This window comes from Tateyamaria armeniaca (genome assembly GCF_045797845.1).
Lineage (GTDB): Bacteria > Pseudomonadota > Alphaproteobacteria > Rhodobacterales > Rhodobacteraceae > Tateyamaria > Tateyamaria armeniaca.
The window spans coordinates 4,015,418-4,027,941 of record NZ_JBHDIY010000002.1 but is presented as its reverse complement, the minus strand read 5'-3'; the positions used below and the strand labels follow the sequence as shown (position 1 = coordinate 4,027,941).

The window sequence follows — 12,524 nt, the reverse complement described above, 5'->3', positions numbered from 1 at the left end:
GCACGCGCACCCTTCACCTGACACGAAAGATTTGTCATGCGCACGGGGCTACCCAATCGGCTGACACCCTACATGTTCATGGCGCCCGCCATCGTCATCATGGCGCTCGCGCTGATGTACCCGCTGGGCTACATGATCTGGGGCAGTTTTCGGGACTGGAACCCGAGCCAGACCATCGGCGAGGCCGAGTTTGTCGGGCTGAAGAACTACATCACCCTTTTGGGTGACCCGAACTTCCATGAAAGCCTGACCGTCACACTGAAATTCGCCTTTTTTGTTGTGACCATCGAAATGTTCATCGGCGTGGGGCTTGCACTCCTGCTGGACCGTGATATTCGCGGCATCTCTGTTCTGCGCACCATGTTCATTCTGCCGATGATGATTGCACCGGTCGTTGTGGGCCTGATGTGGCGCTACATGTACCATCCCACGGTCGGCACCTTTAATCGTACACTGGACAGCCTTGGTCTGCCGCGCGTGGACTGGCTGGGCGATCATGCCCTGATGTCGATCATCATCGCTGACATCTGGCAATGGACGCCGTTCATCTTCATCCTTGCGCTGGCCGCTTTGCAATCGCTGCCGCGCTCTGCTCTCGAGGCTGCGCGCATTGATGGCGCAACCGCTTGGCAGCAGATCATCCATATCAAGCTGCCCCTGATGATGCCCGTTCTGATCGTCACAGCCCTGCTGCGCCTGATTGATGCGTTTAAGGTCCTCGAAGTGATCCTTGTCATGACCGAGGGCGGGCCGGGCTTGAGCACCGAAATCCTTGCCCTGCGCATTTCGCGTACGGCCACTGAATTCCGCGAATTGGGTGTGGCTGCGGCCATGTCGAATTACCTGCTGATGCTGCTGTTGCTTTTGACGGTGGCCATGTTCGCCTTCAACCGCTGGCAAGAGGCGCGCGCGCAACGGATTCAGGCCGCTGTGGAGGAGGACCTCTGATGTCTGCCCCCAACACAAAAACCAACCCGGCCTTTTACGCCGTCATCGCCCTGCTTGTTTTCATGTCCGTTGGCCCTGTCATTCTGATGCTGATGAACTCATTCAAGCTGGATGTGGACATCATCTCGGGCGGGTCGGGCCTGATCTTTCTGCCCACCATCCAGAACTACGAAAAGGCGCTGTGCGATGTGCTGTGGTACGAACCGGATCACGTCGATTTCTGTTCGCTGAAATTCGGTGGAGCCTTTATCAACTCACTGATCATCGCGCTGATTTCGACAGTGTTGACGCTGGTGATCGGATGCATGGCGGCCTATGCGCTGGTGCGCTTCCGGTTCATGGGGCGCGATACAGTTTCGCTGTCCACGCTGATGGTGCGCATGGTGCCGCCTGCGGTGCTTCTGGTGCCGGTGTTTGGCCTGTGGAACAATGAATTCTGTCTGGACCGCGACGGCCTGATCGGTGGCGCGATCCGCGACACCTTCGGGGGCCGCGGCGATGTCTGCCTTGCCGGCACCCATGGTGGGATCATCCTGATCTATGTCGCGATGAACCTGCCCTTCGTGATATGGATCTTGCAAAGTTTCATTGTCCAGATCCCCCGCAGTCTGGAAGAGGCCGCGCGCGTCGATGGGGCAGGGCCGTTTCAGGTGTTTTTCAAAGTGGTTCTGCCGCTGATCAAGCCGGGTCTGGCGGCAGCGGCGATCTTTACGTTTCGGATCGCGTGGAACGAATATCTGCTGGCCTCGGCCCTGTCGGACCGGGACACGCGCACCGTGCCGATCCTGATCGTGAACAACATGTCCGAATTCAACGTCGAATGGGGTGTGATCATGGCGACGGGAATGCTGCTGGCGATACCACCCATCATCTTCACGCTGTTTGCGTCGCGCCAGATTATCACAGGCATGACAGCCGGTGCGGTCAAGGGCTGATGTGGGAATGGCTCCTCTCTCCGATTGATGCGGCGGCACCGCACGCGGTGGGGTTTTCCGTCGCCTGGCACGGGCGCTTCATGGTGCTGGCCTGGGGCATCTTGGCCCCGCTCGCCGTGGTGTTTGCCCGTTATTTCAAAGTGATGCCCGGTCAGGACTGGCCGCGCGAACTGGACAACCAGACATGGTGGCGCGCCCATTGGATCGGGCAGATGGTGGTTATGGGCCTGTCGGTGACTGCCCTTGTTCTGGTGCTGCCGTTGCAATGGGCCGAACCGAACGTGCACGGCATCCTTGGTCTTGTTGTCCTGGTCGCACTGGTCATTCAGGTTCTTTTGGGCCTGTTTCGGGGCAGCAAGGGCGGGCCGACGGCGCGTGCGGATGACGGTACGCTCAGTGGTGATCACTATGACATGACCCCACGCAGACGCGCGTTTGAGACGCTGCACAAATCCATCGGCTACGGCGTCCTTGTGCTGGGGGCCGTCACCATCATCTACGGTCTGTTGCACGCCAACGGGCCCAACTGGATGTGGATTGTGCTGGTGCTGTGGTGGGCCGGGCTGGTGGCGTGTAGCGTCATCTTTGAACGGCGCGGTATGGCGGTGCCAAGCTATCAAGCGATCTGGGGCGACGATCCGGCTCATCCCGGAAACACTGCGGACACGCGTGCCACGCTTCATAACCAGATGAACCGCATCCGCAATCACTGACCCCTCATGCGGGATGTCGCGGCAGTCCCCGACCAAGAAACGGAATATCCATGACCAAGAAACCCATCCTGACTTTTGAAACCTATGACGACTGGGATGCTGCGCCGATGGAGGCCGAATACCAAGTCTACAACCTGCCCCACGGCGCATCCCTGGACAGCCTTCCGGCCAAGGCGTTCCAGACAGTCGAAGCGTTTGCGTTCAAGGGCCATGACGCGCTGGATGCCCGGATCATGGACGCCTTTCCAAAGCTGGGGATGATCGCCAATTACGGGGTCGGTTTTGACACGATTGATGTGGCCCACGCCACATCGCGCGGCATCAAGGTCACCAATACCCCCGATGTGCTGACCGAGGATGTGGCCGATCTGGCCGTGGGTATGTTGATTGCGGCCTCGCGCGGTATGATCGGCGCGTCGGACTGGATCAGGTCGGGCAACTGGGCCAAAAACGGGGCCTATGGGCTGCAAAGCAAGGTGTCGGGCAGTCGTGTCGGGATCGTGGGGCTGGGCCGCATCGGTCGGGCGGTGGCCGATCGCCTTGTGCCGTTTGGGTGCGATCTGCATTACTTTGCGCGGCAACCCAAGGACACACCCGGCTGGACCCATCACAGCGATATCGTCAGCCTTGCAGGCGCGGTCGACAGTCTGATCATCTGCGTTTCGGGCGGGCCGGAAACGGTTGGGATCGTCGGCGCCGAAGCGATTGCAGCGCTGGGTCCAAACGGTCTGCTGGTCAACGCATCGCGCGGGACAACGGTGGATGAGGGCGCGTTGCTCGCAGCCCTTGAAAGTGGCGCATTGGGCAAGGCGGCACTGGATGTGTTTCTGAACGAACCCGACATTGATGCCCGGTTCATGGCGCTCGACAATGTGCTGCTGTCCCCGCACCAGTCGTCTGGTACCGTCCAGACGCGCAAGATCATGGGGCAGTTGCAACGTGACAACCTTGCAGCCTATTTTGCCGGTAAGCCGCTGTTGACACCCGTCAACTGATCCGGCGCAGGGAGGGACCTATGTTTGGCACCATTGAAGGCACCGGTTTCGAAGTGCTCGATCCCCGGTTCGAGGCCTGTTTCATCGGCCACGTGAAGGTCGAGCGGTTGTGGACGGGCGGGCGCTGGGTCGAGGGGCCTGCGTATTTTGCCGCCGGGCGGTATCTGGTGTGGTCGGACATCCCCAACAACCGGATGATGCGCTGGGATGAAACGGACGGGTCGGTGTCTGTCTTCCGCGAACCGTCCAACAATTCCAACGGCCACACGGTCGACAATCACGGTCGCCTTGTTTCCTGCGAACACCTGACGCGGCGCGTGACGCGCACGGAATTCGATGGCTCGATCAAAGTTCTGGCAGACAGTTTCGAGGGCAAGCGGCTCAATTCCCCCAACGACGTGGTGGTGAAATCGGACGGGTCCGTCTGGTTCACAGATCCCAGCTATGGCATCCTCATGGACTACGAGGGCGAGCGGGCAGAAAGCGAGATCGGGGCCTGCCACGTCTATCGCTGGGACCCCGAGACCGAAGGTCTGACACAAGTCACTACGGACTACGTCAAGCCAAACGGCCTTGCCTTTTCCCCGGACAGATCCGAGTTGTTCATTGCCGACACCGGCGCGACCCATGACGAAGGTGGCCCCAAGCATATCCGCCGCCACACCGTCAGTGCGGATGGACGCTCGCTGACAGGTGGCACGGTTTTTGCAGAGTGTACGGCGGGCCTGTTCGACGGGTTTCGCTTTGATCGCGACGGGCGCATCTGGACTTCTGCCGAGGACGGCGTGCATTGCATCGACACGGACGGCACTCTGATCGGCAAGGTGCATATCCCTGAAATCGTGTCGAACGTCTGTTTTGGCGGGCCAAAGCTGAACCGGCTGTTCATCACCGGGACGACCTCGCTTTATTCCGTGTTTCTGAACGTGAACGGCGCGCGCTAGGTCAGCAGGGCATCGACTTTCGCGCGGCTCGGCATTGCCGGGGCCGTTCCGGCCTTGGTCACTGACAGCCCGGCCATTGCACAGCCATATTGTACCGCCTCAAGCGGCGTGCGCCCTTCGGACAGTGCCGCTGCAAAAGCGCCGTTGAACGCATCGCCCGCACCGGTGGTTTCCACGACTGGCCCTGCATTGACCGCTGGAACCAACCCGTGCCCGTCCAGATATGCGCCCTGTTCGCCCATGGTGATGATCGGGGTTTTCACACCCAGATCCCGCAAGACGGCGCAGGCGCGTTCTGCATCGGACGCAGACTCAACCGCCATGCCGGTCAGTGCCTCGCATTCGGTTTCGTTGGGGGTCACGTAGTCGCACAAGGCAAGCATTCCGTCCGGCAGGGGTGCCGCAGGTGCTGGGTTCAGAACAGTGGTGACACCTGCGGCGCGCGCAACCTCAAGGGCGCGCATCGCAGCGTCCATGGGCTGTTCAAGCTGGGTGACAAAGACATCCGCCCCTTCGATCAGATCGATATGGGCGTCGATGTCGGCGGCAGTGATCAGCGCCGCAGCTCCGGGCGAGACGATGATGGCATTGTCGCCCGTCGCATCATCCACAAAGATAAAGGCCGCACCGGTATAGCTGTCCGCGTGCTGTTGCGCATGCGGGGTCACACCGGCTTCGGCCCACGTATCAAGGGCCAGCTTGCCAAAATCATCCTGACCGAGTTTTGAGATTATGTGGGTGTCGGCCCCGATCCGGGCACAGGCCACGGCCTGATTTGATCCCTTCCCACCGGGCCCGAGGGCAAAGGAGGTGCCCATGACCGTCTCGCCCATCCGCGGCATGCGCGCGGCGCGATAGGCAGTATCGGCGACAAAAACGCCGAGGATGACGACCTTGCCCATCTTACGCCACATCCGGTGGGACGACGCCCTTGCGCAGTGCAAAACAGCCGTAAAATCGCCGCTCGCCCGTCTGGATCACGGCATAGGCCTGCTTGGCCCGGTCGTAAAAGGCATAGCGTTCGACACCGATCATCTGGGGCCCGTCCACGGCACTGACCTGCGCCTGCACCTCCTCCATCACCGGCAGAATGGTGTCAGGCTCGCCCACGACTTCCATCCGGGCCGCGGCGTCATCGACGAAGGTGTCGATGGGGTAGACGGACAGGACCGCCCTGACCACCTCGGCGGCGGGGCGGTCGATGCGCAGCACCTGACCCAACACGGTTTCGCGAGCGACGCTGTCAGAGGGAAAGTTCGTATCCGCAATGATTAGATCATCGCCATGCCCCATGGCCCTCAGTGCATAGAGCACATCGGCGTTCAGTATCGGATCAATTCCCTTGAGCATGTTGCGTCCTCCTGTTCAGTCTTGCGTCATGAATTCCGTCACCGCCTGCGCCACGTGGGTGCCGATGGCAGCGTGCGCCTGAGCATCCAGATGAATGCCATCGAGCGGATCGACCTGTGCCACCGCGTTGAGATCGACAAAGCCAAGATCATTGGCCGCAGCGATCTGGCCAAGGTGACCCGGCAAGGCCGCGGACTTTGGCGCGCAGCCTTCAAAGATGGGTGCGAGACACCCGGATTCCAGCGCGGCCACAGGCGCCACCAGCATCACCTTTGGCGGCTGACCGTCCGGTCCGCTGTCAGAGCGGCGCGTATCCAGCGCCAGCCGCTGCACGCCCAGTGCGATGTCAAAGGCGGTGAGGCCAAAGCGCGCCTTGAGGTCGTTGGTGCCCAGAATGATCAGGACCAGATCGAGGGGCCGATGGCTTTCCAGCAGGGCGGGCAGGGCGCGCAGGCCGCTTTTGTGTACGCCCTCAATCGGGTCTTCGAACACCGTGGTGCGGCCCGGATGCCCTTCGGCGATCACGTTCCACTCGGGGCCAAGGGCCTCACCCATCACGGACGTCCAGCGTTCTGGTTTGGCCAGTCGCCTGCGATCCCCCATATGGCGCATGGCCAATGTGCCGTGGGTGTTGCTGTCACCGAAACACAAGAGGGAGCGGGGGGCCATTGCGCCTAATCCAAGCGCTGGCCGGTTTCGGCGTCAAACATGTGTATGTGGTCGGGGTCCGGCTTGAGGTGGATGGTTTCGCCCGGAGAGAAGCTGTGCCGCTCGCGAAAAACGGCTGTCACGTCCTGTCCCTCAAAGCGCAGGAACACCATGGTTTCAGCCCCCGTGGGTTCGACGACCTTGACCTGCATCGGAATGCCGTCTTCGGCAAGGATCAGGTGTTCGGGGCGCACGCCCAGCTTGACCTTGCCGGTTCCATCGGGGCCCGCCACGGTCTGGGGCCCTAGGGTGACTGTGCCGTCCTTGCGCTCGGCCATCAGCAGGTTCATCGACGGGGCACCGATGAAGGTTGCGACAAAATCGTTGATCGGGTTGTCATAAAGCTCAAGCGGCGTGCCGATCTGTTCGATCTTGCCGCCCTGCATGACGACGATACGGTCGGCCAGCGTCATCGCCTCGATCTGGTCGTGGGTGACGAAAACGGTTGTGGTCTTGAGGCGCTGATGCAGTTCCTTGATTTCCGTACGCATCTGTATGCGCAACTTGGCGTCGAGGTTGGACAGGGGTTCATCAAACAGGAACACGTCCGGATCGCGCACAATGGCACGGCCCATGGCGACGCGCTGGCGCTGGCCGCCCGACAGGTGGCGCGGCTTGCGATCAAGGTAGTCCGTCAGGCTGAGGATCTCGGCCGCCTCCCTGACCCGGCGGTCGATGTCGGCGCGCGGGGTGCCCGAAACCTTTAGGGCAAAGCCCATGTTTTCGGCCACGGATTTGTGTGGGTAAAGGGCGTAGGTCTGAAACACCATGGCGATATCGCGCTGCGACGGGGGCAGGTTGTTCACGACCCGGTCCCCGATGGCGATGGTGCCGCCGTCGATGGGTTCAAGGCCTGCGATCATCCGCAAGAGGGTGGATTTGCCACATCCCGACGGGCCGACAAGGGCCACGAACTCTCCATCGGAAATGTCGACATTCAGTCCATGGATCACCTCAAGCGCGCCATAGGACTTGCGGATGTCTTGTATCTTGACGCCTGCCATAAACGGATTTCCCCACCTCAATTGTCGATGCTAGACAATGCGGTTTGCACTGTCCACGCCCAAGCGACGAGTTCAGTTGACTTGGGGTAAGGATCGACCATACTCGTAACTTCGTGGGGAGCGTTCAGGCACAGCCTATTCATAAGTATAAGTTATTTCTGGCCCTGTCCGTCGTCCGCACCAATACGATCAAAAATGTTTTCTCGGGAGGATAAACGTGAAAGTCGAACTGTATAACTACATTAGAGCGGCGCAGAAAATGAACCGCCGTCAGGTGCTGAAAGGGTCTGCCGCCCTTGGTGCGATGGCGATGATGCCCAAAACGGCCATGGCCGATGGGCACGCGAATGTGCGCGCCGAAATCCTCAAGATTCCCGGCGTCGGTGCGGGCTCTCCGACAGACAGCGACTGGCAGAAGGTCGGCGAGATGTGCCTTGGTGCCACCAAGGAGAATGTGGCCGAGGGCGAGTTCGAAGGGGTCGAACTGACCTTTATGGGGCTGAACAACCAGAACCTGCACAACTTCCTGTTCCGCGGGTTCCTGAAGCCGTGGGAGGCGTATACCGGCGCCAAGATCAATTGGATCGATCTGGCGCAAGCCGACTACAACGCCCGTCTTCAGCAATCCATTGCCACCGGCACGGTCGATTTCGACATCATCGAAATGGGTGCGCCGTTTGAGGGCGATGTGCTGGGCAAGGGCCTCGCCTCCGAGATGCCCGACTGGGTCAAAGAGCAGATCGACATGGATGACTATGTGGATTACCTCAAGGCCCCGGTTGGTACATGGGGTGGCAAGACCTATCGCGTGTCCATCGATGGTGACTGCCATACGTTCGCGTATCGCAAGGACTATTTCGGACCTGATGGCATTGGCGGCGCAGAGGTGCCCACCACATGGCAAGAGATCAATCAGGTCTCCAAGGACCTTGTCGGCAAAGAGGACCCGCTGACTGGACTGCCCGCACATGGCTACCTCGATCCGCTGAAAGGTTGGGGTGGTTTTGGCTTCTACTTCCTCGAAAACCGCGCCTCGGCCTATGCCAAGCACCCCAATAGCCCGGCATGGCTGTTCGAACCGGACACCATGAAACCCATGGTCAACAACCCGGCTTGGGTGCAGGCCATTCAGGACGTCATGGACCTGATCGACGCGGGCGCATACCCGACCGATCAGATCAACGCCGACCCAGGCACAACTGCGTTCCAGCAATTCCTTGCCGGTACCGGTTCGATGCTGATGTGGTGGGGCGATGTGGGCTCAAGCGCGCGCACCTCGGACACATCTGTCGTTGGCGATGTTGTCGGCTTTGGCATCAACCCGGCCTCGGATCGCGTCTACAACGCGCAAAGTGGCGCATGGGAAGACACCCGCAACGAGGCACCCAACATGGCCTATATCGGCTGGGGCGTGTACGTCATGGCTACGGTCGAGGGCGACGAGAAGAAGAAGAAGGCCGCTTGGTCAGCCGCAGCCCATCTGGGTGGCAAGGACCTGTCGCTTTGGGCCTCGGCCTATCCGTCGGGCTTCCAGCCCTATCGCCAGTCCCACTTCCAGTTCGAGGAATGGGAAGAGGCCGGATATGACCGCGCTTATGTCGAGGATTACCTCGGCTCAAACGCGGACAGCTACAATCATCCCAACGCAGCGATTGAACCCCGCATTCCGGGCATCTTCCAGTACTATTCCGTCGCCGAGGACGAATTGGCGAAGGGTTATGCCGGGCAATACGGGTCTGCGCAGGAAACGGCAGATGCGATTGCAGCCGCACTGGGAAGAGATCACGGATCAGATCGGGCGGGACAGCCAGATCGAGGTCTACAAGGCGTCGCTGGGGCTGTGATCGGTTGAAAGCCAGTAAAGGCGCGGTTTCACGGCCGCGCCTTTTTCTTTGACTATGCGTCTGGCCTTGGATCTGGGCCGTGCCCAAAGCTGATGGCCAGACGGTTCCACGCGTTCATCTGAGAAATGATCAGCGTCAGATCGACAACCTGCGCATCGGAGTAATGCGCCAGCAGGGCTTGGTAGAGCAATTCCGGTGCCCCGTTTTCTGTGATTTTCGTAATCGCCTCCGCCCATGCCAGCGCGGCTTTCTCGGCCTCGTCGAAAAAGGTCACTTCCCGCCAGACTGTCAGACAATCCAGCCGTTGCATGGTCTCTCCGGCGCGCCGCGCTTCCGACATGTGGAGGTCGACGCAATAAGCGCACCCGTTGATCTGCGATACCCGCAACTCAATGATCGCGCGCAATTTCGCATCGATGGACGGCATGTTGTTCTTGGCCTTCGCCATGCCTGCGATGGCGGGGCCGTTTATGGAGGTATAGTCGAGGCGTTCAATCATGTTCCGAAACGGTTCTCAAAACCTGTCCTCGGCGTCCGTGACGTCGATCCCAAGCGCGTCCAAGCCGCTTTCCAGATGCTCGGCCAGCCCCGGAATGCCCGACAGGTACGCTTCGGTCGGGGCCGTTGCCTCGCGTCGCGCTTCCGCCTTGGCCTCTTCCAGCTCTTCGGCTTCAAAGCTGCCGCGCCCGATCCACATGACCGCGACAAGGTTCATCTTTTCATCGTCATTGAGACTTGCGATGTAGTCGGACAGATGTACGTTGTCCGGTCCATATTCGCGGGTCAGCATGATCACCCTGACGACCTTTCCGGTGCTGATTTCAAGCATTCTGCGCCCTCCACAATCCGATCAACGTCAAATGATGTTACGGACAGGCAACCACAAAAAGGCAGGCGCGTCGATCCTGTTGTCCGCTCAAGTTCCGATCAAAGGCATCTTTGGCAACTCTCGCGATCAAAACGGTTTTTCGGCTTAACACCGATCATCCACCTCGCTAACGTCAGGATATGAACACCGAAGGCGATCTTCTGCATACCGTGACGGCGGACAACATTTCGGACCAACGCCGCCGTCTGGGCAAGGCGATGGTCTGGGGTTCTGCCGGGTTGTGCGCAGCGCTGGCGATCTGGCAGATGATGTTTGAAACGGGTCGGGTCACAAGCGGTTTTGAGACATGGCGGCCCGTGCTTTACGCCTATGTGCTCTGGGCCTTCGCCCTGTGCGCCGCGCAAGTCATCGTCAACGGGGAAAAGGGCAAGCGCACGCTGTTCGTCCTTCCCGCAGCGCTCTTCGTTATCAGCCTCGTCGTCTTCCCGCTGCTGTTCGCGCTCTACATCTCTTTCACCGACTGGAACCTTGCCTCCCCCAACGGGCCGCAGCCCAATGGCTGGGACAACATGGTGCAGATGTGGAACGACGGGTTTTACTGGAACGCGTTGAAAAACATGGTCTATTACGTCCTCGCCGTCAGCGTGGAATATGTGATCGCCTTCGGCCTTGCGCTGTTGCTGAACGCCCAGATTCGGGCGCGCAAGTTCTTTCGGGTCGTGTTTTTGCTGCCCCTGATGCTAAGCCCTGTGGCTGTGAGTTGGATGATCGGCAAGTCGATGCTTGAGGTCCGTTTTGGTCCGATCTCGCGCCTGATCCGCGAAATGGGGTTCGAGCCGAGCTTTTTCGGCAACCCGGAAATCGCACGTTTCATGATCATGGCGATGGATGCCTGGACCTTCATTCCTTTCATGATGATCATGCTCTTGGCGGGTCTGCAGGCCTTGCCGAGCGAGGTGATTGAGGCCTCCAAAGTCGACGGGGCGTCAGGCTGGCAAAGCTTTAAGGAGGTCATCTTTCCCTTGATGCTGCCGGTTTCGGTCACCGCTGTGGTCATCCGCATCATCTTTAAACTGAAGCTGGCCGATGTGATCATCAACGTGACCTCGGGAGGGCCCGGAGGGGCAACGGACTCGGTCACCAGTTTCATCTTCCGCGAATATCGTGATCGCTCAAACGTGGGTTACGGCACGCTACTTGCCATGGTTTATCTGGTGCTGATCATCATCTTTGTCACCCTGCTGCTGAAACTTGTCAGCCGCTGGATGGAGCGCCCCGCATGAGTGCTGTCATGAAAGATCACGAGGGTGATACACGCATCAAAACCAAGTGGTGGGCCAGCCGCATTGCCATCTACGCCGCCCTCATCACGTGGGCCATCGTGTGCCTGTTCCCGATCTTCTGGACCATCACGACGTCTTTCAAACTGGCCCCGGACGTGATGAAAGGGAACCTGATCCCGTGGGTCGACTTCACACCGCGCTGGAAAGGCTGGGAATCCATCGGCGTCTCGCCACGCCTGATTGGCGAGGTTTCGACCGTGCGCGAAGAGTTCCTGAAGCGCTTCTGGAACAGCACCGTGGTTGCGATCTCCGCATCGCTGCTGGCCGTCATACTCGGCTCGCTCGCCGCCTATGGTCTGTCCCGCTTCAACTACCGTTTCGGGTTCATGCGCAATTCCGACATCTCGTTCTTTTTCCTCAGCCAGATGATCCTTCCGCCCGTCGTCCTCGCCTTGCCCTTCCTCGTGCTCTACAAATCGTTGGCACTGCTCGACAGCCGCGTGGGCCTGATCCTGCTTTACACCCTGATGGTGCTTCCCATCGTGATCTGGATCATGCGGGATCAGTTTCAGGGGATACCTGTCGAACTGGAGGAAGCGGCCCTCGTCGATGGCTTGGGCATCTGGGGGTCGTTTTTTCAGATTGTGCTGCCCATCGCGCTGCCGGGGATGGTGGCAGCGTTCATCCTGAGCCTCGTTCTGTGCTGGAACGAATACTTCTTCGCGGCTCTATTAACCGCCACCAACGCCACGACATTGCCCGTGATGGTGGCCTCGCAGACCGGATCTCAGGGGATCAACTGGTGGTCCATGGCGGCGCTTTCTTCGGCGGCGATCTTGCCGCTGGTGATCGTGGCGATCTTCCTGGAGAAATATATCATCAAGGGGATGGCGGCTGGCGCGGTCAAGTAGCCGCGTCTGTCCTGCGCATGCCATTGCGCTAATCTTTACGAAGCTTACGGGATGGCTCGG

The 12,524-nt window shown here is 59.8% G+C and carries 14 protein-coding genes; 8 read left to right on the top strand and 6 right to left on the bottom strand.

Annotated elements, in window-relative coordinates:
* The first annotated feature begins 36 nt into the window (after positions 1–36).
* The 5 genes from ACERZ8_RS20405 to ACERZ8_RS20385 are packed head-to-tail and all read left to right on the top strand — an operon-like array spanning position 37 to position 4,535.
* The gene (locus tag ACERZ8_RS20405) at positions 37–948 is read left to right on the top strand and encodes a carbohydrate ABC transporter permease (protein ID WP_407594015.1); all 912 of its coding nucleotides are present in this window, start codon (positions 37–39) and stop codon (positions 946–948) included.
* The gene (locus ACERZ8_RS20400) at positions 948–1,883 is read left to right on the top strand and encodes a carbohydrate ABC transporter permease (RefSeq protein ID WP_407594014.1); all 936 of its coding nucleotides are present in this window, start codon (positions 948–950) and stop codon (positions 1,881–1,883) included. Before ACERZ8_RS20405 ends, ACERZ8_RS20400 begins: the two co-directional genes overlap by 1 nt.
* Entirely contained in the window at positions 1,883–2,596 is a 714-nt protein-coding gene (locus ACERZ8_RS20395; protein WP_407594012.1) for a cytochrome b561 domain-containing protein, read from the top strand. Before ACERZ8_RS20400 ends, ACERZ8_RS20395 begins: the two co-directional genes overlap by 1 nt.
* A 50-nt stretch (positions 2,597–2,646) precedes the next feature.
* The gene (locus tag ACERZ8_RS20390; protein ID WP_407594011.1) at positions 2,647–3,591 is read left to right on the top strand and encodes a 2-hydroxyacid dehydrogenase; all 945 of its coding nucleotides are present in this window, start codon (positions 2,647–2,649) and stop codon (positions 3,589–3,591) included.
* A gap of 20 nt (positions 3,592–3,611) precedes the next feature.
* The gene (locus ACERZ8_RS20385; protein WP_407594010.1) at positions 3,612–4,535 is read left to right on the top strand and encodes an SMP-30/gluconolactonase/LRE family protein; all 924 of its coding nucleotides are present in this window, start codon (positions 3,612–3,614) and stop codon (positions 4,533–4,535) included.
* On the opposite strand, the gene rbsK is transcribed toward ACERZ8_RS20385, so the two are convergent.
* From rbsK to ACERZ8_RS20365, 4 genes are read right to left on the bottom strand one after another with little or no spacing between them, the layout of a single operon-like run.
* Positions 4,532–5,449 carry a ribokinase gene (gene rbsK, locus ACERZ8_RS20380; RefSeq protein WP_407594009.1) on the bottom strand — a complete coding sequence of 306 codons (918 nt, stop codon included), beginning with the start codon at positions 5,447–5,449 and terminating at the stop codon, positions 4,532–4,534. The genes ACERZ8_RS20385 and rbsK overlap by 4 nt on opposite strands.
* Positions 5,439–5,885 carry an RbsD/FucU family protein gene (locus ACERZ8_RS20375; protein WP_407594008.1) on the bottom strand — a complete coding sequence of 149 codons (447 nt, stop codon included), beginning with the start codon at positions 5,883–5,885 and terminating at the stop codon, positions 5,439–5,441. The genes rbsK and ACERZ8_RS20375 overlap by 11 nt, the downstream gene beginning before the upstream one ends.
* Before the next feature lie 15 nt (positions 5,886–5,900).
* Positions 5,901–6,554, bottom strand: a complete 654-nt coding sequence (locus ACERZ8_RS20370) for an SGNH/GDSL hydrolase family protein (protein ID WP_407594007.1) — start codon at positions 6,552–6,554, stop codon at positions 5,901–5,903.
* 5 nt (positions 6,555–6,559) lie between these two features.
* On the bottom strand, positions 6,560–7,597 hold the full coding sequence (locus ACERZ8_RS20365; RefSeq protein WP_407594005.1) for an ABC transporter ATP-binding protein: 1,038 nt from the start codon (positions 7,595–7,597) through the stop codon (positions 6,560–6,562).
* A gap of 217 nt (positions 7,598–7,814) precedes the next feature.
* Between ACERZ8_RS20365 and ACERZ8_RS20360 the strand changes: the two genes are divergently transcribed.
* Positions 7,815–9,449: an extracellular solute-binding protein gene (locus tag ACERZ8_RS20360; protein WP_407594004.1), complete on the top strand. Its 1,635-nt coding sequence runs from the start codon at positions 7,815–7,817 to the stop codon at positions 9,447–9,449.
* 44 nt (positions 9,450–9,493) lie between these two features.
* On the opposite strand, the gene ACERZ8_RS20355 is transcribed toward ACERZ8_RS20360, so the two are convergent.
* Both ACERZ8_RS20355 and ACERZ8_RS20350 read right to left on the bottom strand, forming a co-directional pair.
* Entirely contained in the window at positions 9,494–9,940 is a 447-nt protein-coding gene (locus ACERZ8_RS20355; protein WP_407594003.1) for a carboxymuconolactone decarboxylase family protein, read from the bottom strand.
* A gap of 15 nt (positions 9,941–9,955) precedes the next feature.
* Complete coding sequence (locus tag ACERZ8_RS20350) at positions 9,956–10,270, bottom strand: DUF3775 domain-containing protein (RefSeq protein WP_407594002.1); 315 nt, start codon at positions 10,268–10,270, stop codon at positions 9,956–9,958.
* A 179-nt stretch (positions 10,271–10,449) separates the two neighbouring features.
* On the opposite strand from ACERZ8_RS20350, the gene ACERZ8_RS20345 reads away from it, so the two are divergent.
* Positions 10,450–11,553: a carbohydrate ABC transporter permease gene (locus ACERZ8_RS20345; RefSeq protein WP_407594001.1), complete on the top strand. Its 1,104-nt coding sequence runs from the start codon at positions 10,450–10,452 to the stop codon at positions 11,551–11,553.
* The gene (locus ACERZ8_RS20340; protein WP_407594000.1) at positions 11,550–12,464 is read left to right on the top strand and encodes a carbohydrate ABC transporter permease; all 915 of its coding nucleotides are present in this window, start codon (positions 11,550–11,552) and stop codon (positions 12,462–12,464) included. The genes ACERZ8_RS20345 and ACERZ8_RS20340 overlap by 4 nt, the downstream gene beginning before the upstream one ends.
* Positions 12,465–12,524 lie beyond the last annotated feature (60 nt).